21 protein-coding genes and 1 tRNA gene are annotated in these 26,508 nt (G+C 67.8%); 9 read left to right on the forward strand and 13 right to left on the reverse strand.

What is annotated here, in order from left to right; genetic code table 11:
• The 5 genes from VGO10_RS03640 to VGO10_RS03660 form a co-directional block, all read right to left on the reverse strand.
• On the reverse strand, positions 1 to 719 hold a 719-nt coding region (locus VGO10_RS03640), incomplete at its 3' end, for a methyltransferase domain-containing protein (protein WP_327465253.1).
• Positions 720 to 1,286: 567 nt separating this feature from the next.
• Entirely contained in the window at positions 1,287 to 1,682 is a 396-nt protein-coding gene (locus VGO10_RS03645) for a type II toxin-antitoxin system death-on-curing family toxin (protein WP_327465255.1), read from the reverse strand.
• 18 nt (positions 1,683 to 1,700) lie between these two features.
• Positions 1,701 to 1,943 (reverse strand): hypothetical protein, encoded by a 243-nt coding sequence (locus VGO10_RS03650; protein WP_327465257.1) that lies wholly within the window; start codon positions 1,941 to 1,943, stop codon positions 1,701 to 1,703.
• Positions 1,944 to 2,553: 610 nt separating this feature from the next.
• Positions 2,554 to 2,868 (reverse strand): nucleotidyltransferase domain-containing protein, encoded by a 315-nt coding sequence (locus tag VGO10_RS03655; protein ID WP_327465259.1) that lies wholly within the window; start codon positions 2,866 to 2,868, stop codon positions 2,554 to 2,556.
• A gap of 403 nt (positions 2,869 to 3,271) precedes the next feature.
• A complete protein-coding gene (locus tag VGO10_RS03660; RefSeq protein WP_327465261.1) occupies positions 3,272 to 4,924 on the reverse strand; it encodes a S1 family peptidase in 1,653 nt (550 codons plus the stop codon).
• A gap of 130 nt (positions 4,925 to 5,054) precedes the next feature.
• Here VGO10_RS03660 and VGO10_RS03665 point away from each other — a divergent pair, with 130 nt between their 5' ends.
• The 3 genes from VGO10_RS03665 to darG all read left to right on the forward strand — a co-directional run bounded on the left by VGO10_RS03665 (position 5,055) and on the right by darG (position 8,512).
• A complete protein-coding gene (locus VGO10_RS03665; RefSeq protein ID WP_327465263.1) occupies positions 5,055 to 6,461 on the forward strand; it encodes a hypothetical protein in 1,407 nt (468 codons plus the stop codon).
• A gap of 357 nt (positions 6,462 to 6,818) precedes the next feature.
• Entirely contained in the window at positions 6,819 to 7,373 is a 555-nt protein-coding gene (locus VGO10_RS03670; protein WP_327465265.1) for a DUF4433 domain-containing protein, read from the forward strand.
• Complete coding sequence (darG, locus tag VGO10_RS03675; protein WP_327465267.1) at positions 7,373 to 8,512, forward strand: type II toxin-antitoxin system antitoxin DNA ADP-ribosyl glycohydrolase DarG; 1,140 nt, start codon at positions 7,373 to 7,375, stop codon at positions 8,510 to 8,512. Before VGO10_RS03670 ends, darG begins: the two co-directional genes overlap by 1 nt.
• 223 nt (positions 8,513 to 8,735) lie before the next feature.
• On the opposite strand, the gene VGO10_RS03680 is transcribed toward darG, so the two are convergent.
• Both VGO10_RS03680 and VGO10_RS03685 read right to left on the reverse strand, forming a co-directional pair.
• Positions 8,736 to 9,089: a hypothetical protein gene (locus VGO10_RS03680; RefSeq protein WP_327465269.1), complete on the reverse strand. Its 354-nt coding sequence runs from the start codon at positions 9,087 to 9,089 to the stop codon at positions 8,736 to 8,738.
• 52 nt (positions 9,090 to 9,141) lie between these two features.
• A tRNA-Asp gene (locus tag VGO10_RS03685) sits at positions 9,142 to 9,215 on the reverse strand.
• Between the two features lie 94 nt (positions 9,216 to 9,309).
• On the opposite strand from VGO10_RS03685, the gene VGO10_RS03690 reads away from it, so the two are divergent.
• On the forward strand, positions 9,310 to 10,713 hold the full coding sequence (locus VGO10_RS03690) for a cytochrome P450 (protein ID WP_327465271.1): 1,404 nt from the start codon (positions 9,310 to 9,312) through the stop codon (positions 10,711 to 10,713).
• Positions 10,714 to 10,743: 30 nt separating this feature from the next.
• Here the strand turns inward: VGO10_RS03690 and VGO10_RS03695 are convergent, their stop codons facing one another.
• Positions 10,744 to 12,969 carry a WD40/YVTN/BNR-like repeat-containing protein gene (locus VGO10_RS03695; protein WP_327465273.1) on the reverse strand — a complete coding sequence of 742 codons (2,226 nt, stop codon included), beginning with the start codon at positions 12,967 to 12,969 and terminating at the stop codon, positions 10,744 to 10,746.
• Positions 12,970 to 13,092: 123 nt separating this feature from the next.
• Between VGO10_RS03695 and VGO10_RS03700 the strand changes: the two genes are divergently transcribed.
• Positions 13,093 to 15,261 carry a PAS domain S-box protein gene (locus tag VGO10_RS03700; RefSeq protein WP_327465275.1) on the forward strand — a complete coding sequence of 723 codons (2,169 nt, stop codon included), beginning with the start codon at positions 13,093 to 13,095 and terminating at the stop codon, positions 15,259 to 15,261.
• A gap of 10 nt (positions 15,262 to 15,271) precedes the next feature.
• A complete protein-coding gene (locus VGO10_RS03705; RefSeq protein WP_327465277.1) occupies positions 15,272 to 16,306 on the forward strand; it encodes an ATP-dependent 6-phosphofructokinase in 1,035 nt (344 codons plus the stop codon).
• Here VGO10_RS03705 and VGO10_RS03710 read toward each other — a convergent pair.
• Positions 16,303 to 17,433: an aldo/keto reductase gene (locus VGO10_RS03710; protein WP_327465279.1), complete on the reverse strand. Its 1,131-nt coding sequence runs from the start codon at positions 17,431 to 17,433 to the stop codon at positions 16,303 to 16,305. The genes VGO10_RS03705 and VGO10_RS03710 overlap by 4 nt on opposite strands.
• Positions 17,434 to 17,480: 47 nt before the next feature.
• Between VGO10_RS03710 and VGO10_RS03715 the strand changes: the two genes are divergently transcribed.
• The 3 genes from VGO10_RS03715 (at position 17,481) to VGO10_RS03725 (ending at position 19,512) form a co-directional block, all read left to right on the forward strand.
• Entirely contained in the window at positions 17,481 to 17,954 is a 474-nt protein-coding gene (locus VGO10_RS03715; RefSeq protein ID WP_327465281.1) for a hypothetical protein, read from the forward strand.
• 50 nt (positions 17,955 to 18,004) lie between these two features.
• Positions 18,005 to 18,688 carry a class I SAM-dependent methyltransferase gene (locus tag VGO10_RS03720; protein ID WP_327465283.1) on the forward strand — a complete coding sequence of 228 codons (684 nt, stop codon included), beginning with the start codon at positions 18,005 to 18,007 and terminating at the stop codon, positions 18,686 to 18,688.
• Positions 18,689 to 18,759: 71 nt separating this feature from the next.
• Entirely contained in the window at positions 18,760 to 19,512 is a 753-nt protein-coding gene (locus VGO10_RS03725) for an FkbM family methyltransferase (protein WP_327465285.1), read from the forward strand.
• A gap of 376 nt (positions 19,513 to 19,888) precedes the next feature.
• Here VGO10_RS03725 and VGO10_RS03730 read toward each other — a convergent pair whose 3' ends face one another.
• The 4 genes from VGO10_RS03730 to VGO10_RS03745 all read right to left on the reverse strand — a co-directional run bounded on the left by VGO10_RS03730 (position 19,889) and on the right by VGO10_RS03745 (position 26,480).
• Entirely contained in the window at positions 19,889 to 20,080 is a 192-nt protein-coding gene (locus VGO10_RS03730; RefSeq protein WP_327465287.1) for a hypothetical protein, read from the reverse strand.
• Between the two features lie 236 nt (positions 20,081 to 20,316).
• On the reverse strand, positions 20,317 to 20,475 hold the full coding sequence (locus VGO10_RS03735) for a hypothetical protein (RefSeq protein ID WP_327465289.1): 159 nt from the start codon (positions 20,473 to 20,475) through the stop codon (positions 20,317 to 20,319).
• A 968-nt stretch (positions 20,476 to 21,443) separates the two neighbouring features.
• Positions 21,444 to 21,773: a hypothetical protein gene (locus VGO10_RS03740; RefSeq protein ID WP_327465291.1), complete on the reverse strand. Its 330-nt coding sequence runs from the start codon at positions 21,771 to 21,773 to the stop codon at positions 21,444 to 21,446.
• A gap of 90 nt (positions 21,774 to 21,863) precedes the next feature.
• Positions 21,864 to 26,480 (reverse strand): RHS repeat-associated core domain-containing protein, encoded by a 4,617-nt coding sequence (locus VGO10_RS03745; protein ID WP_327465293.1) that lies wholly within the window; start codon positions 26,478 to 26,480, stop codon positions 21,864 to 21,866.
• Positions 26,481 to 26,508 lie beyond the last annotated feature (28 nt).

Consider the following 26,508-nt stretch of genomic DNA (forward strand, 5'->3'; position numbering starts at 1 on the left):
AGGTCTTGTGCCCATGCTGTGGCTTCGGCCTCGCTCACGCCGTTGCGACCGGGTACGAACCTGGCGATCAGCTCAAGCATTCCGGCGCTGTAGGTGTTGGGGTCATAGCCGGCGTTGAACAACGGCACGATCTGGCGGTCGGTGACTTCCAGTTCAGCATCGCGCAGCAGCCGCGTGAGCGTCCGCGGCAGGTGAGGGTGGAGGAGGTGCTCCTCCCACGCGGCGAGCACCCGGTCCATGCGCTCGTCGTTGCGCGAAGCCCAGACGATCGAGTCCCAGTCGGTGTCCAGCACGAGCGCTCGGCCTCCCGGGCGCAGCACCCGCCGCAACTCCAGCAGCGCGGTGGGAACATCATCGACGTACTCGTAGACCTGTGTGCAGACTGCGACGTCGAAGCTCGCGTCCGCATACGGGAGCGTGTGCGCGCCGGCCTCTTGGTATTCGATCGGGGCACTGCCGGCTGGTGGTCTGCGCGCCCTGGCGAGGGCGAGCATGCTCTCGCTGACGTCCACCCCGCAGACCCGCCCGCCGGTCCCGACGGCAACGGCCATGTCGCACGCGAGGAGACCGGGACCCGAGCCGATGTCGATTGCGCGCTCGCCGGGCTCGAGGGCGAGCGCCCGCAGGATCGTTTCGCGCTGCTCGATGACGTCAGGCGTGATGTAGATCGCCGCTATCCGTCGGGAGGCGTCCTCGTCGAACTGCAGCGTGGCGCTCATCGTTGCCTTCGGTTGGTGATCGGTCGCTGAGCAGCCGACAGTACCTGCCGGCGAGGTGGCGCCTGAGGCAGCGCATGGCCTCCATCCGTGTCTTGCCCTCGGCTTCCTTGTGCTGCAAGCAGGCGCGTGTCTCAGGGTGCAGGCGCCCGCGCGTGATCGCGATGACATGCAGCCGCAAGCGGCTGCGCGACCTCTACGAGCTGGGCGACCTCGACCGTCCCGAGTACGTCTCCACCGCGACGTGCTCGATGCCGAGCTGGACGCCCTCGCTCCCGCCCCGCCCCCGATCTCGACGGAGCGCGCGCGGTGCTCGAAGACTTCGGGCGCTTCTGGAAGGACGAGACCGATCCCGAGCCGCGCCGCCAACTGGTCCAGCAGCTTTCGAGCTGGTGTGGGTCGCCCGGCAGGAATCGTCGCCCTCCGCTCAACCCCAGCATTTGCAGACCTTTTCACCAGCGGCGCCGCCCAGGACGGCGAGGTGTAAAAGGCGGGAGCCACGGCGGTCAAACCCCGGGTTTTACACCCCCCAGCGGGATCGAGATCAGGACCTGAGACGGCGGGCGGCGCTCAACCGAGCGGGCGGGACGCCTGGCGGATGCGCGAGGCGAGGTCCTCGGGCGTTGCGCCTGCACTGAGGCTGATGATCCAGTCGGCCAACTCCGGGTCCGCAGCGTCGATGCCGATGCCGTTGATCTCCAGGAACGTCAGCATGGCGATCAACGCCGCGCGCTTGTTGCCATCGAGGAACGGCTGGTCCTCTGCGATGCCATGTGCGAGCACCGCGGCCTGCATCGCCTGATCGGCACCCTCGTAGTGGGCATACGTTGCCGGACGTTCAAGCGCGCTGAGCAAGCCGGAGCGGTTGCGAAGCAAATCTGCGGCCTGGGCCGGCGTGCCGCCGATGATCGCTGCGTGGATCTCGAGAACATCGTCGAGTTCGAGCCAGATCGGCTCGTCTGCCATACCGGCGACCTGCCCGAGCTACGCCGCGTCGGGATCGTGCTCAGCCAGGATGCGCAACGCCTCCTGATGCTCATCGACCAGACGACGACCAATCCCGCCGATCCGCTCGCGCACCTGCTCGGTAGGCATAAGCCGCAACCCACCCTCGGGCAGCTCCTCGACCAGCACCGACGCACCCGGCAAGTAGCCGCGCTCCTCGAACTCACGCGGCAACGACACCACGTTGCTGTTACCCACCCGCCGCACCTTGACGATCTTCATGCGGACAGCATATACGCGTATATACAATGGTGCAAGTCGGCTGCTCGGCCGGAGTCGAGCAGACCTCGCTTCAAGTGCTCCGTTGCCCCAAAGGGCACGGTCATCAGGCCACAAACGACAACGCCGCCCCTAGTAGGGACGTCGAGGTTGAAAGTACGGAGGCGACGGGGTCAACCCGGGCTTCACACCCCAGCGGGATCGAGATCCGCGTCGGATGACCTGCGCTTGGCGACTCCTCGACAACCGCTGTGCCCAAACAACCGCCTTCACCGCCAGATCTGACGCAGTCGCTCGGGCCACGGTGCCAGGAGAACGCGCCCGTAACGCTCAGCCACCGTATGGGGTAAGCAGATCGAGTTTGCCGAGGGTGACCGGAAGCTCGATGCCAATGTCTTCGCACAACTGCATCAACAACGCGAGATTGTGCGTGAACGGGAAGCTCCGGCCGGTAGCGGCGAGCGCTGCTTTAACGCTTTCTCCGCCGCCTGCTGCGCGTGGGAGCCCACGATCGCGTCCGATACTGAGAGCACATCGACAAGCGCCCGCGCCGCCGTCAGATCGTCAGCCGCCAGCCCAATCAACTCGCGGGCGAGATCAGCTTGATCGGCCATCAAGCAGCGAGCACGCGACCCTCAGACAGCGCGACATGCACAAGGCTGCCACGCACGTCGCGCCACTCGGCGGCCTCACGCTCGCTGACGACCACGATCTCGACCGGCAACCGCAGGTCGCCAACCGCCCGCATCAACCGCACTGACTCCAGCGCCGTATTCTCGACCTCGGGCTCGATCACGAGGACATCGATGTCGCTACGCGATGTTGCCGAGCCGCGCGCATGAGAGCCGAAGAGAACGACCTGAGCATTCGGCGCCTCGACCGCCAACCGGCGCCCGACCTCTCGGATGTTGGCCTCGTCGTCGCTCACGAGGCGCAACGGTACCCGCTCGCCGCAGCGGGCGAAAAGAGCCGGTCTGGGACGAACACCGGTAGATCGCCACGTTCTCCCACACCTGCATTCGCAGGGCTTTCCTCTCCCGCCGGCGACCTCGCCGCCTCAGGAGACAACAGGTGTACCAAGCGGGAGCGACGGGGGTCGAACCCGGGCTTTCAACCTCCGTTGGCTCCGTTGAGATCCGGCTGTAGCGCTGGGACCAAGAGCCCATGAGCCACTGGTGACGGCGCCGAGGGCGCTAGACCGCATAGCGCCCGACCGCCGACCCGATGGCGCTCGCGCGACGCTAGAGGACTTCGGCCGGTTCTGGGGAGGCGGTCGGGGTCGGCCATCGCCCACGGGAGGGCGGGCGGGAGTCCGGGGTGGTCACGCGCCGTCAGCGGAGGACCGCACGCCAGACGCCGGCGGCGTACGGAACGCCACGGACGCTCGCCTTCGCAAGGCGTGCGGACAGCTCGACGCGCTCGTCGTTGCGCGCGGAGGGGACGTGCAGGGCGGTGTTCGACATCAGGGTGATGCCCCGGCGAACCGTGCGAGCGGGCCCACAGCGTTGCGCCCGACACCGTGACAAGCGCCAGTGGAAGGTGACGCGCCGCCCGACGAGCGGCGGATCGACCAGGAGCCGCACGACCCGGCGTCCGCTGCGGCGTCCCGGCCGCATCAGGCGCACGAGGTCGGTCACCGAGGCACGAGCGATCAACCGGCGGCACGCCCGGCCGGCCCGATAGCGGATGTTCCCGGCGAACGCGGCGCACAGGCGATACGCACCTGGGCGCACGTGCGAGAGGTCGACCGCGTCCGCGTCGGTCACGATCTTCGACAGGACGACCTTGCCCTCACCGGCGCGGTCGCGCAACGTCACGTGCAGGTAGATGAAGTCGCTCGACGCGTCCCCGAAGGTCAACGCATGCTCTGCGCTGATGAAGAGCTGGAGCGCGGGATCGGCGAGCACCGCCGCCCGCACGACGATGCCGTTGGCGGCCGCCGCTTCGGTCGTGCCGCCCGCCGAGCTGGCGATGGACACGCACGACACGCCACGGTCGACGTCGTGGACGGTCGGCGTGTACGTCGACCCTCCAGTAGCGAGGACTACACCGGAGGCGACGTCGACGAACTCGTAGCGGAACCGCGACGAGCCCGACCACAGCGGGGCCCGGCAGGTGAGCGGCTCGCCGGCCACGCCCGAGCCGACGATCGTCGCTAGCCCTTTGGTGCGCGGAGGGATCGGCACCGTAGCCGCGTGGGCCAGCCAACTGGCGACCTGCGGGGTCGAGAGGTCGGTGTAGCCGTTGGCTGCGGGTCGGGCGCAGCTGGAATCGAGGACCAGGCGCTCGACGCCGACGAGGACCGGCGTCCCGCCGGCGCTAACGAGCCCTCCCCCGCTGTCGCCCACGCACGCGGCGCCGCCGTCCGCGCGACCGCACAGCAGCGAGGGAACGCCGCTCGCGCAGGCCGACGGTCGCAGCAGCGTCTGGTCGAGCGCGTGCTCGCGTCCGACGACGCCGGGGCTCTCGTTGCCCCAGCCGTAGAGCTTCACACGCACCCCGGGGCCGGGGCCCTGGCCCGGCGCGACGATCGCGATCGGCCGAACGGCCGCACCGGAGACGTCGAACGCTGGCGAGACGGTGAGGATCACGAGGTCGACGTCGCCCCGCGCTGTATACGCCGGATGTGCGCGCCAGCCGCCGACCCGGCGGACCTGCCCGGTCGGCGGCGCCACCGGACCCGTGAGGTCGGTGGCCCCGGCGATCACCGTAAAGCTGCTCAGCGCCCGGGGTGCGAGCGTCGAGTACACGCAGTGGGCGGCGGTGAGGACGTGGGCGGCATCGATGAGCGATCCGGAGCACAACTCCGGCTGCACACCCGTCGCGACCTCGACCAGCACCGACCACGGGGCGTCGGCCTCGGAGGCCGGGGACGTGCCGCCGAAGATGTGCGCGGTCGGCTCGGCGTGGAACGCCGCGGCCGGAACGGTGCTCGCGAGCGTCGCGAGCACGACGAGGACCAGCACCCGTGCGCGCAGCGCCATGGCACGGAGACTAGACGAGGGTCCAGAAATGGGCAATTCACCTACCAGCAGCGCTAAGCGCCTTCAGGTTGTCCGGTATGTTGCGCCGATGAGAAGCGCTCAGGGAAGTTCATAGGGTCCCAGAGCACGCATGGACCGGCGTTGGACGTTCAAGACCCCGCTCGGTCGACGCCGGGCGTTCGAGTTGCTTGTTCGCTGTCTGCGCAGCGCGTGGGGTCGCGTCGCTGTCGGGCTCGGCGTGCTCATCCTGATTGGCACGGCGGTCGGCGCGGCGCATGCTTTGCTCGGTGGATCTCCGTCGGATTCTGCGGACGTCACCGGGGGGAGCTCGCGGTTCACACTCGTGGTCTCGGAGGTCTGCGACACGTTGAACCGCGACAACGAGAAAGCCGCGGCGCTCGGGCCGGCGCTGCAGAAGCGCTTCGGCGACTCCATGAGCCTGACCCAAGCCAAGGCGGCGGCGCTGCAGACCGTGACGACGCTCGCCAGCCGTGCGTCGGACGTGGCCGCGCAGCTGCGAGCCGCCGAGCCGCCCGTCGCGCAGGAGAGGACCTACAAGTCGACCGTGAATGCGCTTAACCGCAACGTCGCACGCATGCGCTGGTACGCCGACGCCCTCGACGCGGCCAACACCCCGGCGGCAGTGAGCGACGTCCTTGCGAAGGCACGGAACAAAGGCCGAGACGCCTCGAACGACCGGATCGCGGCACGCGCCGGGCTGCTGAAGCTCGACGGCGCGGACTGCCACCTACAGCCGACGTCGACGATCGATCCGATCTTCGCGCCGACGTTCTTCGCCGCCACGGGAGACACTGGCGGACCGAGCGAGGCCGCTGGATCGTCGTCCGAGGCGACGACCGCCGCGCCGGGGGCAACAATCGGCAAAGTCGGCACCGGGACAGGGGCCGGAGCGAAGGCCCCGAAGGATGACGGCGGTTCGAACAAGGCGACAGCCGACCAGGACAAGACGCCACGAGCACCGGGCGACGGCGGCACGCCGCCGAGCGACGACCGCACCGGCTCGCAGCGCGACAAAGGCAGCCCGAGCGCCACCCCTGGGACGACGACGCAGAAGCCCAAGCAGACCGACGCGAGGACGAAGACCAAGATCACGACGCAGGACGCACCCCAGACGTTCCCTATTCTGCCACCCTCGGCCGGGACGCCCAGCGGCGGCGACACGCCGATCAAGACAGCGCCCGGCACGACCTCGACGGCCACGACGCCGCCGCCTACACCCCAGCCGGGGACGCAGGAGCAGGAGACGCCGAACCACCCCGTCAACACGTTCGTCAATTACCACAACGCTATGGGCCTTGGACCGGCGGTCTCCGCCGGTCAGTGGGTGACCGTCTCGTGCCGGGTGTACGACGCCGCCATCGGGAGCGTGAACCCCGACGGCTACTGGTACCGCATCGCGTCGGCCCCGTGGAACGACACGTACTACGTACCGGCCAATACCTTCATGAACGGTGATCCGTATGGCGGGCCGTACACGCACAACACGGATTTCGCCGTGCCGGTGTGCGGAGGCTAGATCCGAGCGTGCACCTACCGCATACGAAGTGTCTTCAATCACTGTAGGTCAGGGCGCGCGGTACGGCGTCGGCCTCAATTTCGACAGACAGCTCGCCGAGTTCATCTCGGACTTCACCGAGCGCCAGGTTACGCGACGAGCGCCCGCGCGGTCTGGAGGACTTCGGCCGGTTCTGGGAGTCCGAAGCCGATCCAGTCAAGCGCCGCGAGCTGGTCGGCCACGCTCCTCGAGCGGCCTCGGCGACGTTGAGGCGGTCCCTTCCGTCTAGGCGTGCTTGTGGTGGACTACCGTTCACCCTCTGCGACAAGCAAGGAGGCGAGCTTGGAACGGTCAGACGTAGCCGAACTGCACTGCATCATGCCCATCGCCAACATGGCCTCGGTGATGGAGCACGGCATCCTTTCCCACAACCGTGCGGAGGCGTTGCCGCATGAGTCGGCTGCCATGCAGGAGATTCAGGATCGGCGAGCCGACGTCACGGTCTCGGGGGGCCTCAGGCTCCACGACTACGCGAACCTCTACTTCCATGCCCGCAATTCGATGCTGTACAAGCGCTTGGAACAACACGCGTCGCTATGCGTGATCAGCGTCAACCACTGTGTGCTGGATCTCGACGGGACGGTCGTCACGGACAAAAACGCGGCCGCCGATTTCGTTCGCTTCGTCCCGTCACCGGCCGGGCTTGTGATCGTCGATAAGGAATTGACGTTCGCTCGCCGTTGGACCGACGACGATTACTACGCCTACATCCGCAAGAAGCAGGCCAAGCAGGCAGAAGTCCTGGTTCCGCACGTTGTCCTGCCGGAGTACATCCACGGCGCGTACGTATCCTGCGACGCTGGCATGAAGGCGTTGCAGGAGCAGACGTCCGCCTGCGAGGTCAAGCTAAACGCCGATCTGTTCTTCTTCTAATGTCTGCCAGCGCCTCCAACGTCACGGTCCGCAAGGGCGATCTTTTCGACTCCGACGCTCAGTGCCTCGTCAACACGATCAACACCGTGGGCGTCATGGGCAAGGGCATCGCGCTGCAATTCAAGAAGCGCTTCCCGCGGATGTTCGCCGACTACAAGACACGATGTGATCGCGGCGACGTTCGACTCGGCGAGCCTTATCTCTACCGTGAGTTGTTTGGCGCACCGTGGATCATCAACTTCCCTACCAAGGATCACTGGCGCTCGCAGTCTAAGCTGAGCGACATCGAAGCGGGTCTCGAGTACCTGAAGGCGCACGTCGCCGAATGGGGCGTCGAGTCGCTGGCAGTCCCACCGTTGGGCTGTGGCGAAGGCGGACTCGAATGGCGGGTTGTCGGCCCTAGGCTGTACGAGCATCTGGCCCGGCTCCCGATCCCCGTGACCTTGTACGCGCCGTTCGACGTCGCGCATGAAGAGCTACAGATCGAGTACCTGGAGTCGCACGCTGGCTCTGCGGAATCCCCGTTCGCTCCGGCTTCTCGCGTCCCGGCTGCGGCCATGGCGCTGGTCGAAACCGTTCGGCGGCTAAAGACGAATCCGTACCAGCCACCGGTGGGTCGTATCTACTTTCAGAAGCTGGCTTATTTCGGTACCGAGGCCGGGATCCCAACCGGGCTGACGTTCGAGCGCCGCTCTTTTGGCCCCTATGCACACGCGCTCAAGCCGTTGACTAGCAAGTTACTCAACAACGGACTAGTTGATGAGGGGCGTCAGGGGCAGCTCATCGCAGTTGAAGTCGGTCCGACCTTCCAGAAAGCCCGCGCCTTGTACGAGGACGCACTGACTGAGTGGAACCCGGCCATTGTGCGTCTCGTCGATCTCATGGCTCGTATGACCTCTCGGCAGGCCGAGATTGCCGCCACGGTCCACTACACGGCAAAGCAGCTTTGGAAGGCAAACAGCGAGCAACCGGTAAGCGAAGCGGACGTGCTCGCCGCGGTCATCGAATGGAAGGCCAATCGCAAGCCTCCTTTCGAGTCCGACGAGATCGCCAGCACCATTCGCAACCTGGCGGTCCTCCAATGGCTGAGAGTCGTGCCAAGTCCGGATCTTCCAGTTCCAAATAGCGCGCTCGACTAGAGGAAGGCGGAGCGGGTTCCGCATCTTCCGGTGTTCCGTCGCCTCCTGTCAGCCAGGCTCGAGGTGTCCTACCACGCCACGCTTGGTGAGTACTCAGAGCAAAGCGGGGCTTACATCGTCGGCGGCCTCAACCGTTCGGGCGTAGCAGCGCGTCTGGATGACGGCACACACGTTCCATCGGCGCCCAAATCCAGATTCCTGCCGACGACATCGCGATTCGGCGCTAGCCAGGCGTCAGGCCAAGGCGCGCCGCACCCTGAAGGAGCGCCGCAAGCGGCTCCGCGACCTCTACGAAATGGGCGACATCGAGAAGGCCGAGTACCGGACCAAGCGCGCCGAGATCGACGACGCACTCGACAGCATGGCGCCCGGCCCGACCGCCGACCTCGACGGCGCCCGCGCGGTGCTGAAGGACTTCGGCCGGTTCTGGGAGACCGAAGCCGACCCGGTCAAGCGCCGCGAGCTGGTCGGCCAACTCTTCGAGCGCGTGTGGATCGACGACTCCCGCATCGTCGCCGTACGGCCGACAAAAGCGTTCGCGCCGTTCTTCGAACGACGCCCCGGAGGACGCCGTCATCGCCCCACAAACGACAACGCCGCCCCTAGTAGAGGCGGCGAGGTTGAAAATACGGGAGCGACGGGACTCGAACCCGCGACCTCCGGCGTGACAGGCCGGCGCTCTAACCAACTGAGCTACGCCCCCGAGTGAACGGGACGACCATTATGGCAGGCAGCAACGGCCGATGGTCGCTGGTGGTCTTGGCTGGTTGGCCAGGCAACCAGTACGCTGCCGTACCATGCCCCGGGTCGTTGCACCGCCGCAGATCACCAACACGAACCCCTTCCGGCGGATGGCCAACGATGTGCGGCTGGAGCGCTCGATCACTGTGCCGTTCCCGCCTGGCGATACGAACTTCTCGGTCGCGCGCACGCGCGGGTTTCTCCGCGACCCGCTGACGCTCCTGCTGCAAGCCTACGACCGCTACGGCCCGGTCTTCACCCAACGGGTGTTCCACCAGAACATCATCTTCGTGCTCGGCCCCGAGGCCAACCATCATCTCTTGGTCTCCAACGCCGCCAACTACTCCTGGCGCGACGGCCACTACGGCGATCTGATGCCCTTGCTCGGCGACGGCATGCTCGCCATCGACGGGGCCTTCCACCGCCTGTCGCGCAAGGCGATGCTGCCGATGTTCCACCGCGAACGCATCGCGCTCTCCCAGCAGCTCATGGTCGAGGAGGTCGACCGCGCGCTCGACGGCTGGCACGATGGCCTACAACTCGACTTGTACCACTGGACCCGCGAGCTGGCGCTGCGCATCGCCATGCGCGCGCTCTTCGGCATCGACCCCGAGAATGCCCGCCAGCATGCCGACGCCGCGCAGGAGTTCGAGAACGCGCTCAGCTTCTGGTCCAAGGACTACATCTTCCAGATCCTGCGCGGGCCCGGCTCACCGTGGAAGCGGATGCGCACAGCCGCCAAGCGCCTCGACGCCATCATCTACGCAGAGCTCAACCGCCGCCGCGCCTCCGGCGACCTCGGTGACGATCTGCTCGGCCTCCTGCTCGAGACCCGCGACGGCGACGACCTGCTCCTCACGGACCGCAACATCCGCGACGAGGTCATGACGCTGCTCTTCGCCGGCCATGACACGACGACCTCCACGGTCGCCTTCCTCTTCTACGAGCTCGCCCGCCACCCGCACCTGGTCGACGCCGAGGACTTCGGCCTGGAGCTCGCCCTCGACGAGACGCTGCGCCTCTACCCGCCCGCGTGGATCGGGCCCCGCCGCTCGATCGAGCCGGCCGAGATCGCGGGCGTCGCCGTCCCCGGCGGCGTGCCGGTCGAGTACAGCTCGTGGGCCAGCCACCACCTCCCCGACGTCTGGGAGGACCCTGAAGCCTTCAAGCCCGAGCGCTTCGCCCCCGAAAACCGCGAGCAGATCCCCAAGGGCGCCTACGTGCCCTTCGGCGGCGGCTCGCGCACCTGCATCGGCATGCGCTTCGGCCAAGCCGAGGTCAACGTCATCGCCGCCAAGATCCTGCAGCGCTTCCGCCTCGACCTGCAGCCCGGCTACGAGCTGCGCGTCCGCCAGACGCCGACGATCGGCCCCCGCGACGGCCTGCCCGTAACCGTCCGCGCCTCCAAGGCCGCCACCGGCCTGGGTGACGGCACCTCGCGCGAACCGCTCGCGGCGTAACGCCAGCGAGCAGCTCGCGCGAGCCAACAACTACTTCTTCTTCTTGGCCTTCCCGACGGTCACGGTCAGCACCTTCGACCCGTCACCGTGGGCCCGGAAGTTGCCCTGCCACTGCGCGACGAACTGATTGGCGCCCTTGGCCAGGTTCCAGCTCGTCGTGAACGACCCGTTGGCGCTGGCGTTCACGGTCTGCGCCGTCCAGCGCGTCGATCCCGGGCGCCGATAGCTCACCGTCACCCGCTCGTTGCCAGAAGCCGGCTTGAGCGTGCCCTTCACGGTGATGTGCACAGCCTTCGTGTAGCGCGCCTTCGGCGCCGCGATCGTCAGCTCGCTGCTCGCGCCCGAGTCGCCACCGGTCGTGCTGTACAGCAGCGACTGCTCGCCGCCCAGCAGGTAGTCGGTCGCGCCACCGGCAACCACACCATCATCGGCGATCGGGGTGGACACCACGAACTGCGGATGCCAGGTCGCGCCGCCGTCATCGGTGCGCAGCAGGAAGCCCGTCGGCTGGCGGACGTCGCCGAAGCTGCTGATGACGAGGTAACCCTTCTGCGCCGAGGAGAACGACATGCCGCGGGCGCCGCTCGTGCCGATCCCCGGCAGCTCGGTCCAGCTCGCCCCGGCATTCGAGGTCCGCCACAACCGGCCACTCGTGTCGAGCAGGAAGCCATGCGAGGCATCGACGAAGTCGACCCGCCGCACGCCCAACCGATTCACCCGCTTGCGACCCTTCTTGATGTACTTGCCTGGCTTCTTGACGACGGTCCACGTCTTGCCGGCGTCGGTCGAGCGGATGACGTCCTGAATGCCGTAGGCGACGATCGCGCTGCCGGCGCGATCCACGCGCTGCAGCGACGTATGCGCCACCGCGCCGCCCTTGACCGCATCGAACGACCCACCGCCGTCCACCGAGCGGCGCACGCCCGTCGGCCCGATGACCATCACGGTCGTCGGCGTCGGTGCGTAGACCGCACCCGGCCGCGCGGTGCTGCCGGTGTCCAGCGTCTTCCAGAACCCACCGCCGGTCGTCGTGACGAACAGCCCGCCGGAGACGTCGAGCGCGTAGCCGGCGCTGGCCGTCGGGAACGAGACGTCCAAGACGTCGGCGGTCGTCGTGACGTTGCCGCGCGTCCAGGTCTTGCCGCCGTCGACGGTCTTGCCGAGCGTCGCGTTCGGGCCTGGTGCAAAGGCCGTGCCGGGCACCTTGCCCGCCACGATCCGTGAGAACGACCCCGTCAGCCGGCCGCCGATCGGCCGCGAGTTGGCGCCCGCATCGTCAGAGACGACTGTCGAGCCCTGCTGGCCGGCGGCCGCGAGCCGCAGCGGCGTCGCGAACGCCGCGGCGAACAGCGGATCGGTCGACGGCGTCGGGGCCGAGAAGGTCGCGGCGCCGTCGACCGTGATGACCAGCTGGGTGCCGGTCGCCGTGGTGGCGACGCAGGCCTTCTCGTCGGCGCAGCGGATGCCCGTGAGGTTCTGGCCGGACCCGATCTCCTTCGGGACCCACGTCGCGCCACCGTCGCTCGTCTTCAAGAAGAGCGAGCCGTCGCCGACCGCGTAGCCCACCGTCGCCGAGGCGAACGTGATCGCGCGGACCGGTCGGCCCGTCGTGCTGACCGACTTCCAGCTGACGCCGGAGTCGGTCGTCACGTAGATGTTGCCGTCCGAGGTCGTGACGTAGCCGCCCGTGTCGCTCGTGAAGACCGCGTCGGTCGGAACCACGCCGCCGCCCGCCTGCTTGGTGCCGGGGATCGCCGTCTTGGTCGCGAAGTCCGTGCCGTTGGTCGTCTCGAAGACCGAGCCGTCGTTGAGCACCAGGTAGCCGTGCTGCGCGTTGACGTACCAGAGCGCCGCGAGGTGCGAGCCGTCCGGGCAGCTGGACTCGACCGGCGTGAACGCGATCCGCGAGAAGGTCTGGCCGCCGTCGGTCGACAGGCGCGCCACGCAGCCGCCGCCTGCGACCACCGTGTTGGCGTCGACGGCCTCCACCTCTGTGAGGTTGGAGAACGTTCCGGCGGGCAGACCGGTCCAGGTGTCGCCCGCATCGGTCGTCTTCAGCAGCGTGCCGAAGTCACCGACCGCGTAGCCGGTCGTGCCGGCGAACGCCATCGCCCGCAGCGTGTTGCCCTGCGGCAGCGGGTTGCCCCACAGCCAGCCGGAAGATCCGACCTGGACGTTGGCCGATGCGACAGCCGGCAGTGCGGCCAACGCGCATGCGGCCAAGGCGGCCGTGCCGCCCCATCGCAGCCTTCTCATGGGATGTGCGCTCCTCGTTCGGTGATGCATGTGCCGCTCCAACGGGGACCGCGCGAAGAAGTTACGCATGTCCCGGACCTCAAGTCCGATGTGCCGCACGCCGACCTTCTGCCAAGGCCCTCGATGTCGATCCGCACCGCCCCTACGACTCACGACGATTGGTCGCGCCTTCTCGGTCCCGCCGCCGATGCCACGACCGAGGGTCTCGTCATCACCGACGCGACCGGCACCATCCGTGCCTCCAACCGCGCGGCGCGGGTGATCGCGGGCGTCCACACCCTGCAAGACGACCGCCTCGCCGGCCGCTCACCGCATGACCAGACCTTCGTGCCGCTGCACCCCGACGGCACGCCGGTCGACGTCGCCGACCAGCCCGGCACGCGCGCGATCGCCACCGGCGAGCCGGTCTTGGCCACCCGGCTGCGCTTCGACCGCCGCGACGGCACGCAGCAGTGGCTGCTGGTCAACGCCGTCCCGCTCTTCGTCGAAGGCGACACCCAGGCCTACGGCGCCGTCGTCTCCTTCTCCGACATCACCGTCGTCCTGCGCGCCCAGGCCGACCTGAAGGCCCGCGAGGGTGAGCTCGCGCTGCTGGCCACCCACGCCGGCGACCTGATCGCCCGCCACCAGGCCGACGGCAAGATCGTCTACGCCGCGGGCGGCGCCGAGGCGCTGCTCGGTTTCGAGGCCCAGCACTTGGTCGGCTTCTGGGCCGCCGACGTCTGCCATCCCGACGATGCCGCCGCGGTCCGCGAGACGCACGAGCAGGCGCGCCAGGGCCGCCGCGGCGTCGTCAGCTACCGGATGACCAACGTCCGCGACGGCCGCGAGATGTGGCTGGAGTCGACCGTCTCCCCCGTCCTGGACGAGCACGGCGCGTTCGTCGAGGCGGTCACCACCACGCGCGACATCACCTCGCGCAAGGCCAACGAGCTGCGGCTGCAGGAGGCCGAGGAGGAGGCGCACCGCCAGCGCGCGCTGCTCGAGGAGGCCCAGTCGATGGCCGACCTCGGCAGCTGGTCGACCGATCTGGAGACCGGCGCGGAGTCCTGGAGCCCTGGTCTCTACCGGATCTTCGGTGTCGATCCGGAGACGACCGCCGCCGGCCACGCGACCCACACCAAGCTGATTCACCCTGACGATCGCGACGCGGTCCGCGACGTCCTCGCACGCGCCACGCTGGATGGCGCACCGTTCGACATCACCTACCGGTTGGTCCGTCCCGACGGGATCGAGCGTGTCATGCACGGCCGCGGGGCCGCCGCCGAGCGCGTCGACGGCGCGCTGCGCCGCGTCTGGGGCACCACCCAGGACGTCACCGAGCGCCATCGCTTGGAGGCCGGCCGCCGCGAGGCCGAGCGCCGCTTCCGCGCCGCCTTCGAGCATGCGCCGATCGGCGTCTGCGTCCTGGACTTCCACGGCCCCGAGCCGGGCCAGTGGGTGACCGTGAACGCCGCGCTCGCCCGCCTGCTCGGCTACGAGCGCGACGCGCTGCTGGGACGCCGCATCAGCGCGATCCTTCATCCCGAGGAGCTCGACGTCACCCGTGAGCGCCTCGCAGCGCTCATCGCCGGCAAGGTCGAGCGGATCACCGCCGAGTGCCGGATGGTCCACGCCGATGGTCAGCTCGTCTGGACGCTCGTGACCGTCGCCGCCGTGCCCGACGAGGCCGGCCAGCCGGCCTACGGCATCGGCCAGATCGTCGACATCACCGAGCGCAAGCGCTTTGAAGGCCAGCTGCAGTACCTCGCCGACCACGACGCGCTCACCGGGCTGTTCAACCGCCGCCGCTTCGAGGAGGAACTGGATCGCGCGCTGGCCTCCGCCGAGCGCTACCACCGTCGCGGCGCGGTCCTCGTGCTCGACCTCGACGGCTTCAAGCATGTCAACGACACGCTCGGCCATCCCGTCGGCGATGAGCTGATCGCGCGGCTGGCGGGCACGCTGCGCGATGAGTTGCGCGAGTCCGACGTCATCGCCCGCCTCGGCGGGGACGAGTTCGGCGTGATCCTGCCCGAGGCGTCGGAGTCCGAGGCCACCGCGGTCGCCGCCAAGCTGCTGGGAGCGGTCGAGCGCGACGGCACCGTCGCCGACGGCGCCGGCCACGCGCGCGTCACCGCGTCGGTCGGCCTCGCCGCCTTCGATGACACCGACGGCCTCAGCGCCGAGGAACTGCTCGTCCAAGCCGACATCGCGATGTACGACGCCAAAAAGGCCGGCCGCAACCGCGCGGCGACCGCCGAGCGCTCAGGCTCCGGCCCATCCCGATCGAGGGCTAGACAGCCCTCATAGTCTCTGGCCCATGGCCAGGATCGGAGTGCTGACCGGCGGCGGCGACTGCCCGGGATTGAACGCGGTGATCCGTGCCGTGGTCCGCAAGGGCCTCGGCGACGGGCACACGTTGTTCGGCTACACCTACGGCTGGGCCGGCGTGCTCAGCGGCGAGGGCGAGGAGCTGACGGCCGAGCGGACCAAGGGGATCCTGCCGCGTGGCGGAACGATCCTCGGCTCGTCGCGGACCAACCCCTTTAAGGAAGGTGGCCCCGGCGTTGACGGCGTACGCGCGGGGATGGCCTTGCGCGATGTCGACGTGCTCGTCCCGATCGGCGGCGAGGACACGCTCGGCGTCGCGGCGCGCCTGGCGGCCGAGGGCGTCCCGGTGGTCGGCGTGCCCAAGACCATCGACAACGACCTCAAGGGCACCGACTACACCTTCGGCTTCCAGACGGCGGTGCAGATCGCCACCGACGCGATCGACCGGTTGCACACGACCGCCGAGTCCCACAACCGCGTCATGGTCCTGGAGGTGATGGGGCGCCATGCCGGCTTCATCGCCGCGCACGCCGGGATGGCCGGCGGCGGCGACGTCATCCTGGTGCCAGAGCGGCCGTTCGACATCGAGGAGGTCTGCGGCCACATCCGCCGCCGCCACGCCAACGGGCGGACGTTCTCGATCGTCGTGGTGTCGGAGGGCGCGACGCCGCAAGCCGAGACGCTGTCGACAGCAGGCTCCGGCCAGCTCGACGCGTTCGGCCACGAGCGGCTCGGCGGGATCGCCGTGGTGCTGGAGCGTGAGATCGAGGAGCGCACGGGCTATGAGACGCGCATGACGATCCTCGGCCACGTCCAGCGCGGCGGGACGCCGACGGCGTTTGACCGCGTCCTGGCGACGCGCTTCGGCGTGGCGGCCGCGGAGGCCGTGACCGCTGGGGCGTCGGGCAAGATGGTGGCCTTGCGCGGGACCGACATCGTGACGGTGCCGATCGCCGAAGCGCTCGGGGACCCGAAGACGTTGGACGACAAGTTCTTCGCCGACGCGGAAGTCTTCTTCGGCTAGGCCGGTTGGAGGTCTGTGGGCGCGATGTCCCAGCGCGCCGCGATCTCCTCGAGCTCGCCGTCCAGCGGCCAGCGGTCCGGGCGCGCTTCGCCCTCGTGGTCGGGCACGCCGCCCTTGAGCGCCATGCAGCGCGTGTTGTCGCCGACCGCGCGGATCTCGGCGACCTCCTCGTCGCTCAGCAGCACCTCGGCCGGGACGCCGGCCAGCTCCTCGCGCTGGGCCTCGACCGGCTTGGCGCCGTCCCATGACTCCTGGATCAGCGTCGGGACGACCGAGGCGACCGCGGGGTGCGCGAGGTTCCATTGCGCAGCAAGCTGCAGCAATGTCAGGCCGTGGCGCTCGGCGATCGGGCGCAGCGCGTCAAGGCGCTCGGTGCCGCGCTCGATCCAGCCGGCCGGGCGGAACTTGCGGTGGTCGCGCTCGGCCATCGGCAAGCCGGGACGCAGGTCATCGTGGAAGAGGCCGCCGTAATCGACGACGCGCGTGAGCACCTTGACGTCGTGGGCTTGCGCCGCCGGAAGCGCGAGCTCGCCGGGCCACGGCTCGAACGGGTTGAGGATCAACATCGCCCAGTCGATGACGTCGCCGTAGCGCTCGAAGCAGTCGATGACGTCGAGCGTGAAGCCGTTGGCCGGGCCGGGCGCGACGCCGATGCGGCGCGTGAGGCCGGCGTCGCGCAGCGCGACCATGCCCTCCCAGACCGCCTCGTGCGTGTAGCCGGTGCGGTCGGGGTTGTGGAGCAGCAGGACGTCGAACGCATCGGCGCCGATGCGCTGCAGGCTGCGCTCGGTGGCGTCGCGCAGGTAGGCGCCGTATTCGCCGGGCCCGCGCAGGCGCGGGTCGGTGAAGCGCGGGAAGCCCTTGGCGCCCTCGCGCTCGCCGTTGTAGAAGTCGTGGCCGACGGCGCCGATCAACGAGTAGGCCTCGCGATCGAGGCCGGTCAGCGCCCGGCCGAGCAGCGTGTCGGCCGCACCCTCGCCGTAGACGTCGGCGGTCAGCACGGTGCGGACGCGCTCGTCGGGGCGCATGAGCGCCAGCAGGCGGTCCTCTCCGAGCGGGAGGCCGTAGTGCATGAAGTGGCCGCCCGACCAGGTGCCGAGGGCGGTGTGCGTGGGATCGAGGGCCATCGCCCTGAAGGGTACGCGGGCGCGGCGAACATGGGAGGATCGCCGCCATGCGTCGCGCGCTCGTGGTCTTGGTCGCTCTGCTGGCCGTCGTCGTCTTCGCAGGGTGCGGTGGTGATGACGGCGGTGGCGACAAGGCCTCGCCCAAGCAGGACTACGCCCGGCAGTTGGGTGCAGCGACCAAGGCACTGCAGGACGCCTTTGCCGACACCGACCAGGTGGGCGCCAACGTCTCTTCAGCGCAGATCATCGATCACCGCGAGGCGCAGGCGACCGTCATCGATAACACGGTCAAGAAGCTGCGAGCGATCACCCCGCCCGCGGCGCTCGCGGCCACGCACCGCAAGCTGATCGAAGGGCTGGAAGAGCTGGCGACGTCGTTCCGCAGCGGCGGCGGCAAGGACACGAAGTCGCTGGCCGCGGCGCTCCGAGCGCTGCCCAACAGCACGGGCGCCAAGAAGCTCACCGAGGTCTCGGCCGAGCTCAAGGCCCAGGGTGTGACGGTGGCGACGGCGTCGAAGTAGCCGCATTCCGCGCTAGACAGCTTGTATGTCATAACGTACACTTGTATGTCATGACGACGGACAGCGCTCCCGCCACCTTCGACGCCCATGCCAGCGGCTACGAGGGCCCGCGCCGCCGGCTCATCCCACCCTTCGACGCCTTCTACGGCGCGGCTATCGACGGGCTGGCGATGCTCGGCCGCCCGCCCCGTCGCGTGCTCGACCTCGGCGCCGGGACCGGCATGCTGGCCGCGCGCGTCGCGGCCGCCTACCCCGACGCCGCGCTCGTCCTGGTCGACGGCGCGCCCGCGATGCTCGAGCAGGCCCGTGCCGTGTTGGGTCCGGACGCCGAGCTCCACGTCGCCGACCTGTCAGATCCGCTGCCCGGCGGCGAGTTCGACGCCGTCGTCTCCGCGCTGGCGATCCACCACCTCGACGACGCTGGCAAGCGCGATCTATTTACCCGCGTGTGCACAGCGCTGCCGCCCGGCGGCGTCTTCGTCAACGCCGAGCAAGTCGCCGGCCCGACGCTGTGCTTTGACCGCCGCTACCGGGAGTGGCACGAGGCCTCAGCGCGGGCGGCCGGGACCGACGACCCCGAGTGGGCCGGAGCGTTGGAGCGCATGCGCCACGACCAGTGCGCCGACGTCGAGTCCCAGCTGCGGTGGCTGCGGGAGGCCGGCTTCGACGCGGCCGACTGCCTGTTCAAGGACCACCGCTTCGCGGTGATGGTCGCGCGGCGCGCGGGCGGGTAAGGCCGCCTAGGCACCCGGCCGGCTCCGATAAGGTCAGCGGTATGCAAATCGGTGGCCGCGACGTCGGTACGGTGCTTCGCGCACCCCTGCAGCGTGGCCACCGGCGGGCGCTGGTGACGATGCCGCGGGTCTACCGGCGCCAAGATCTGCCGGAGGTCACGCGGCGGTTCATGTTCGGCCGCGGCACGTACCCGTGGGCGCCGTCGGTGCGGACGCCGATCGGCGTCGTGCGCCCGCAGCTCGATCGCCACGACGACCTCCTCACGGTCAACGAGATCTTCGCCCGCCAGGACTACGAGGCGCCGGAGACACTGCGGGTCGCCGTCGACGTCGGCGCCAACATCGGCATCGCCTCCCTCTACTTCCTGACGCGCAATGCCACCTCGAAGGTGTACTGCGTCGAGCCCGACCCGAAGAACATCGCGCGGTTACCACGAACGCTCGCCGGGTTCGAGGGCCGCTATGAGCTACAGGAGGTCGCGGCAGCGGCCTGCGACGGCGAGGCCACGTTCTATGTCGAGCCCAGCGGTCGCTACGGCGGGTTCGAACAGGGCTGGAAGTCCGAATCGATCACGGTGCCAACGCGCTCGTTTGCGTCGTTGCTCGACGATGTGCTCGCCCGCGAAGAGCGCATCGATGTTCTCAAGGTCGACACCGAGGGCTCCGAGGAGGCGCTCGTGTCCTCGATCCCGGCCCACCAGCTCGACCGCATTGACCGCATTTACTACGAGACCGACAACTCGGCACCGTTCCACCAGGACCGGTTCCGTCACCGCTTCGACTGCCAAACCAACGCGCTCATTCGAAACGGCCTCGCGGCCTGAGCCGTCGATCCGTCGGCTCCCGCATCGTTTCTTCTGATAGGTCGCGGGGCCCCACGGAGCGAGTAGCCGCCGAAGGCCCGAGTAGATACCGCAGTTGGTTGCATCATTTGGATCGAATGCGTCCCGACCGGACACAACTAAGCGCAAGCATGTCATCCACGGTACGTGCGACACGTTACCGTCGGCGCGTGCGGCCGTATGTTGCGATCGCTCCCACCGGTACCGCCATCGCAGCTGCCCAAAGCGCCGCGGGTCCAACCTCGCGACCAAGCGCAACCGTCACGACGAAGACGAAGACCGACGCCGTGCCTAACAGCCCAAAGCGCAACATTGGCAATCTCTGACCCCGCCACCTGCGCAATTAGGCTCGGCGGTCTCATCGGGCGGAAATGGCCAGGATAACGCGCAACGTGCCCTCCGTTAGTCCCAACGCCACGGCTATTGCCACCAGCCACTGAACGTGGCCGAGAACGATGAGCAGCACCGCAACTGCTCCGACGGTGATGGCGTAAAGGGCCGCGGGCAACGGACTGAGTCGCCCACGGCCCTCATCGACAAGGAGCTTCATCGGCCATCGCTCTGTCTCACGTCGATCACTTTGTAGAGCTTGTAGCCGGTAGAGGAGATCTGGCAGCGGAGGCCAAGCATGGTGTTCTGATACCCCGTGGGGCCAACGCTCAACAGCCCGCCATTGCTCGATATCGTTGCGACCACCTCGGAGCTATTCCCAACCATCGCTCTGCTCCCTCCCCCGACCGTAAGACGGCGGGATCACGCGTGGGGTTGCCGATGGGGTCGTGATGACTATTTGCTGAACAGATCTCCCATGCCTGCAGCGATGAAGAGCAGGCCGGTCAATACGGCCGCAGCCCATCGGTAGAGACGGGAGTTGTAGGTGTTTCCTAGGCCTAAGAACCGCGTCACCAGCGAGTTATCGCCCGGAGACTTGAACGCGTCGGCCAAGACACGCGAGCCTCCGATGAGCAACAAGCCGAGGCAGATGGCACTTATGTCCAACAGCGATGACACCGAAGTCCGAGTCTGCACAATCGCCAAGAGGCGGTTCATCGACGGCCCCGGCCGCGGGAGTACGACACCACCGCGGAAGACCCCACAGCCGGCCACCGCCCCTGGCGATCATAGGAAACACGACATTGGCCATAACGAACGCGATCCCCACACCTGCCGCGGCCCCAAGCGGCCCGAGAGCGAGACCGACCACCACACCTAAGCCGATGGCGAGCACGAGGAGCCCCGGCCCCCGGAAAGCCATGCAAGCACCTCCACCCAGCGTGGCTTGGGTCCGCAGGCCGAGCCGAACGACATGATCAGGGGCTGCGCAACGTCGAAATCAGCGCGTACCCCAGGCAAACGACCCCTATCGGTCCGACGACACCTGCGATGATTGTGCCCGCTCCCGAGAAGTTGCTCTGTTCCTGCCAAACAGATGACTAGGGTTACGACCGCGGTGGTCACGCGGCGACGCTTGGTTCTGATTGGCCAATGATCTTCAGGGGGCCAAGGAGAGGTCATCGACAGTCGGCGCGACAAAGTTGCGCGATATCGTTGATCGTACCGACTGCGCCGCCTGAAACCCCGGCGGCCTGGCCTCCACGACGGCCGCTGGCCTTGGTGACCACCTCGGAGCCACCTCCGATCACCGCTCCCTGTGCCGCCCCCTCCCCGCACCCCCAAGGCAGCCCGGGGACAGCACCGATCCCGCCGGCCGCCGACCCGACCGCGCCGCCAACGATACAGCCGCGACGATCTCAACGCACTCTCGCTCCCTTGACATCTATAGGAACGTCCCGACCCGCCTCAGGTCCAGTTTCACCCGGCGACGTCAAATCCCGTTCCCTGTGGCTAGTGGCTCAACGCCGCTAGGACAAGGCAGCACGGAGTGAGGGGGCCGCCGACGACGGACTCGGATCTCATCTGCCGATGAGCTCGGTCCATCTCACCGGTTCTGATGGCTTGTCTACGTAGCGACGGATGGGCCGCGAAAGCAAGATGCACAGCAGCACGAGCGGGACAAGGCTCGCGACGATCTCACCGTGCAATGCAGCTCCAACTAGCGCGATAAATGTATATACGACCAGAAATATCCACCAGTTACGGCCCCCGCGCATCAGCGCCCAGAGCAGGAGCCCAAACACGACGGCGGCAAACGCCGCCCAAACTCCCTGCACGCCTGAAGCGACGCTCACGGCGAGAGATGCGACAAGCAGCGCGGCGAACAGCCGAAGAAGCCAGACGGTCATATCGCTTGTCGAGGCCTACTCATGTAGCGCCCCTCCTTCGGCGGGTGTCATCGCACGGATCTCCGTCTCCATCTGTTCCGCCGCATCGAGTCAGCCCGGCTGTCCGCTGCGCCAAGGTGCTTCCGTGTTGTAGCCGTACGAACCTGCAAAGACGCTGACCGCGCATCCGGCGACATATCCGGCCTCGGGTCCAACCTCAGGGATCCCCGCAGCGCTCTCGGAACCCGACTCCCCACCTTGCCCGCAATTAACGACATCATCTGCGAGCCGCTCGCTCTCTTCATCGTATCCCGACTTGACGTACTTATACGCAGCGACTGCGGGGCAGGTCAACCACTTGACACACAGACCGGCTAGATCGGTCTCGTCGATGGGGTCTCCTCCTGTGTAGGTGTAGTGGTTGGCTTGAATGAGACTCGAGATTTGGTTGATGGGGTCTTGTTGGGTCCAGGTGGCGGTGGCGGGGTCGTAGTAGCGGGCGCCGTAGTGATACAGGCTTCCGACTTGGTGGCCGCTGGCGAACAGGAGGTTGGTGGTGGCGCCGCTGCCGGTGGTGCTCGCGTTGCCGTCGGGGTCGTAGGTGTAGTGGCGGCTGATGGTGTTGGCGCTGTCGTCGGCCATCGCGATGGTGGAGCCCAGAGCGTCGGAGAAGAGCTCCTGCTTGCTGGCGGTCCCGACGCGCTGGGCGATCGGTGCGCCGCCCGTGTCGCGGATGACGTCGGTCGCAGAACCGGTGGACGGGATCTGGCGACTGAGGCCCAGCATGCTGTTCTGATACCCAGTGGTGCCATAGCTCACCAGCTCGCCATTGCCCGGCGACAGGTAACCAAGGCTGCTGGCACCCAAAGCGCTCAGGCGCTCCAGCGCATCGTAGGTAGCGCCGGTGATGCGCTGGCCGTTGGCGTCATAGGAGTAGGTGGTGCCGCCAGCGGGGGTTGCGGTGCAGGTGGTCGGGGTCGGGCAGCTGCAGGTTCCCGGTGTCGTGCCGGGAACGCTCCAGCACATCTCGTTGGCGGTGTTGTAGGCGTAGCTGGTCGCCACGGGACCGCCGGCTCCCACGGTGTGGGTACGGCGCGTGCGGTTGCCGGCAGCGTCGAAGAGGTAGTCCCACTGATCGACCGGCGTCGCACCGTTGGTCGTCTTGGCCTGCGTGAGACGGTCGGCGGCGCCGTGGGTGTAGGTCGTCAGGTTGCCCGCCTCGTCGGTGACCGTCTGGATCAGCGAGCTCGTCGAAGATGAGCTGGTGGCGTGGACGTAGGTGCGGCTCTTGAGCGTCGTGCCCGAGCTGTTGAGGATTCGGGTCGACAGGACGTTGCCTGCGGCATCGCTGGTCGTCTCCTGCTTGAGCCCAGTACCGGTCACGCCACCGCTACCGGGATAGGTGACCGTGACCTTGCTGGGGTCGGTCGATCCGGCCGGATCGGTGTAGGCGTAGGTGATGGTGTCGGTTCCGCTCGTCGGCTTCGGGGAGGTCACCGACGTCAAGCGATTGACCGCGTCGTAGGTGTAGCCGACCACCCCGTCGGGATCGGTCACCGACGTCAGATTCGACGCCTTGTCGTAGACATAGGTATTGGTTCGGCTCGACGGAAAGCTCTCCGAGGTTCGGCGGTTGGCCCAGTCATAGCCGTAGGTCGTCGTGTTCGAGGTGGTGGTGCTGGTTCCGTCGGCGCGTTGGGTGACGTTGCCATCGTTGTCGTAGGTGAAGGTCATCCACTTGTTGCTCGGCGACCAGTCGACACGCGTGATGCGGTCCTCGCCGTCGTAGGTCACCGTCGCGGTCTGCCCGGCACCGTCGGTGGCGGTGTGGATGCGATCGAGGCTGTCGGCCGTGAAGGCCTCAGCGGCCAGGGGCGCCGGTGGGGTCACGCTGGTCAAGAAGTGCGAGGTGTAGCCGTAGGTCGTCTGGCGCAGGTTGCCGTCCTTGGACCAGTCGACCTCGCCGGCGCTGGTGTAGTGCAGTTGCTGGTGGTCGCTGCCCGATGAGGTCGTCACATCGGTCAGGTCGCCGGTCGTGTTGTAGGCGAAGGCCTGGCTGGTGCCCTGGCTGTCGGTGGCTAGCGTGGGCTGGTACTTGACCTGAGCGTAGGACGAGCTGCTGCACGCCGGCTGCAACGCGTCGTCGCAGTACTTGACCGTTGAGGCCTGCGTGTGGCTGGCGTCGATCTTGGTCGAAGCGCCGGTGGCGTTACCGTTGCTCGCAAAGCCATAGGTGGTCAGCGAGGGGTTGGCCGTGCCGGCAAGGCCGGTGAAGGTCGCGACGTTCGCCGAGGGCGTGTAGGTGGTGTCGACCCGGCGTGCCGGGGTCGAAGCGTCCCACGTCTCGATGACCTGGCCGTTCTTGTTGTAGCAGTACGTCGTCACCCCCGACAGCGGATCGGTCTCCAGCGTCCGCCCGATCGCATCGGCGCTGGTACACGTATGCCCGACCCCGGCGCCCGGCTTGTAGTTGAACTGCCAGACGATGTTGTGGGCGCTGGTCGCGTCGACCGGGCGGGTGACCGAGGTGACCTGGCTGTAGTCGCCGGTGCTGCCGCTGTAGGCCAGGGTGATGTCGTGGCCGCGGGCATCGGTGATCTTGTCCAGCTTGTCCCACGTGCCCGGCAACGCCCCCGTGTCGTAGTGATAGCTGGTGGTCTTCAGATCGGGGTTGGTAAATCCGGTGAGGACGTTGTGGGTCGGGCTGGTGGTGTGATCGGTGCTGTAGTCCCAGTGACGGCCGGAGGCGTCGGTGATCCGGGTCAGCTCCGCGTTCGAGCCATAGCTAAAGCTCAACCGGCGCCCGTAGGTATCGGTGATGTAGTCGATCTTGTTCGGCGTCCCGGACTTCGGCGTGATGTCGATGTGGTTGCCGTGGCGATCTTTGATCTGGCTCAGCGTGTTGTGATAGCTGTCAAAGGTGTTGGCATAGACCCACTGCAGCCCGGTCTTGCGGAAGGTCAGCGTGCCGATCCCCGTGGCCTTCACGACTTTGAAGTCGGCGTCGATGCCCGGCGGGGTGACGTAGGCCTCGTAGGTCGCGTCGTCGCCAGCGAAGTTGCGATCAAAGCGATAGATCGCCCCGCCGTTGGCATGAATGACGCGCGCATCGTCATACCAAACCCGATCGTTCTCATAGCCGGCACCGTTGATCGAATCACTCCACGCACTGCCAAACAGACCGCTGCCGTTGCCGAGGTTCTGACCGTTAAATGACCGCCCCACCGTCAGATCGAGTCCGGCGACTCCGGGCAGACTGATATCGGTGCTGGTCACCGCGACGTTACCCGAGACCGTATTGACCGACAGGCCGCTGCGATCATCAATCGCGACACCCTCATAGCGCTGGTCGCGCTCTGAACCCGGATGCAGCTCGTAGTTGATCGACAGCGTCGGATTGCCATGATCCCAGGTCGTGCCGTCATAGCTCAGGACGTTGTTGGCCGTCTCATCGACCGCCTTGACCAGCAGGCCCTTGTTGGCCGTAGCTGGATCGCGGACCCACTTCTCGGCCAGCTGCGCGATATCGAAGTTGACCCACCCATCCACGGCGGCGGGAATCATCGTCGTCTTGGCCGGCAGCGCATCGGTCGGACCGCTGGCGATATCGCCACCCGGCGTCGTCCAAGCGCTGATGCCGTTATAGGTGTTCCACGTCGCCCCGGACCCCAGCTGGGTGGCCAGGCCGACGACGTTGACCGGCGTCGTCGCCCCGCTCGTGGTCTGCGACTCAAGGTACATGTGCAACTCGGCGCCGATCACCGAGGCCGTCCGCGGCACCGCCGTATCAATCCCGGCAAACCGCACCGCCGCACGATAGGTATGCGAAGCGTCATGGCCGACCTTCAAGGTCGTACCGTCGCAATCAGCCGTCGAGGCCAGGCTCCCGCTGGCCAGGGTGCACGAGCTCTGACTCCCGAGGTAGACGGTCGGATCGACCTTGACCGGAAACGCCGCCCCTGCCAGCCAATCGGGATCGACGACCACCGACAACGTCTGATGGTCATCGGAGAGACGGTAGGCGACATGACTGCTCGTCGGCGCCGGCGCATCGGCGTCCTGCACCGTCGGCGCCGGCAGCCAGAACCGCGGCCGACCGTCACCATCGCGAAACACGACCGCACCGTCATCACCCAACGACGGGGTCAGGCCAGCGCTGGCATCAATCGCAAAGCGGTAAGACGACGGCGCCGAAGCATCGGCCAACGTCAGCGTCTCCTTGACACCCCCGGGCTGCGCGTCATACACCGCATCCACCCCGTCCAGCGTGTCAGGATAGGTCGCCGTCGAGCCCGAGACCGTCGGCGCCTCCGTCGCGTCCGCCCCAGCCAGCGCAAACGACACCCACCGCGACCCATCGCTGACCCTCGCCGCAGCATCCAAGCTTTGGGGCAACGACACCTCCGCTGCCGAGGCCGTCGTCTCCAACCCACCACTGCCATCCGGCCGCAACGACGTATCGATCGGCCGCCAAGCGCCCGCGGCATCGCGATAGTTGACCGGATCCTGCGAGACCCGGGCGACCAGGCTGCCGTCGTCCTCGCGGTAGGTCCGCGAGTTCTCGGTCCGCAACGACGCCACCTCCACCCCACCCGACGGCGCCGCAAACGGTGGGGTACCCGGCGACTCGGCCTGCGACGACGGCCCCACCAGCAAGGCAATCAACAACGCCGCCACACAGCCCGCCATCGCAACCAGCACGACCGACCACGACCACGAAACGCGCATCGCGAACCCCGTTCATCCCGCCCACAGA

Origin of the sequence: Baekduia sp. (genome assembly GCF_035996765.1) — a bacterium.
GTDB lineage: Bacteria > Actinomycetota > Thermoleophilia > Solirubrobacterales > Solirubrobacteraceae > Baekduia.

Bases quoted from the DNA above. Each gene is read 5' to 3' on its own strand.
- VGO10_RS03745 (WP_327465293.1), bottom strand. From the start codon at position 26,480: ATGCGCGTTTCGTGGTCGTGGTCGGTCGTGCTGGTTGCGATGGCGGGC.
- VGO10_RS03710 (WP_327465279.1), bottom strand. From the start codon at position 17,433: ATGGCCCTCGATCCCACGCACACCGCCCTCGGCACCTGGTCGGGCGGC.
- VGO10_RS03695 (WP_327465273.1), bottom strand. From the start codon at position 12,969: ATGAGAAGGCTGCGATGGGGCGGCACGGCCGCCTTGGCCGCATGCGCG.
- VGO10_RS03715 (WP_327465281.1), top strand. From the start codon at position 17,481: ATGCGTCGCGCGCTCGTGGTCTTGGTCGCTCTGCTGGCCGTCGTCGTC.
- VGO10_RS03645 (WP_327465255.1), bottom strand. From the start codon at position 1,682: ATGGCAGACGAGCCGATCTGGCTCGAACTCGACGATGTTCTCGAGATC.
- VGO10_RS03690 (WP_327465271.1), top strand. From the start codon at position 9,310: ATGCCCCGGGTCGTTGCACCGCCGCAGATCACCAACACGAACCCCTTC.
- VGO10_RS03660 (WP_327465261.1), bottom strand. From the start codon at position 4,924: ATGGCGCTGCGCGCACGGGTGCTGGTCCTCGTCGTGCTCGCGACGCTC.
- VGO10_RS03705 (WP_327465277.1), top strand. From the start codon at position 15,272: ATGGCCAGGATCGGAGTGCTGACCGGCGGCGGCGACTGCCCGGGATTG.
- VGO10_RS03720 (WP_327465283.1), top strand. From the start codon at position 18,005: ATGACGACGGACAGCGCTCCCGCCACCTTCGACGCCCATGCCAGCGGC.
- VGO10_RS03700 (WP_327465275.1), top strand. From the start codon at position 13,093: ATGTCGATCCGCACCGCCCCTACGACTCACGACGATTGGTCGCGCCTT.
- VGO10_RS03665 (WP_327465263.1), top strand. From the start codon at position 5,055: ATGGACCGGCGTTGGACGTTCAAGACCCCGCTCGGTCGACGCCGGGCG.
- VGO10_RS03730 (WP_327465287.1), bottom strand. From the start codon at position 20,080: ATGAAGCTCCTTGTCGATGAGGGCCGTGGGCGACTCAGTCCGTTGCCC.
- VGO10_RS03740 (WP_327465291.1), bottom strand. From the start codon at position 21,773: ATGACCGTCTGGCTTCTTCGGCTGTTCGCCGCGCTGCTTGTCGCATCT.
- VGO10_RS03670 (WP_327465265.1), top strand. From the start codon at position 6,819: ATGCCCATCGCCAACATGGCCTCGGTGATGGAGCACGGCATCCTTTCC.
- VGO10_RS03680 (WP_327465269.1), bottom strand. From the start codon at position 9,089: ATGACGGCGTCCTCCGGGGCGTCGTTCGAAGAACGGCGCGAACGCTTT.
- darG (WP_327465267.1), top strand. From the start codon at position 7,373: ATGTCTGCCAGCGCCTCCAACGTCACGGTCCGCAAGGGCGATCTTTTC.
- VGO10_RS03650 (WP_327465257.1), bottom strand. From the start codon at position 1,943: ATGAAGATCGTCAAGGTGCGGCGGGTGGGTAACAGCAACGTGGTGTCG.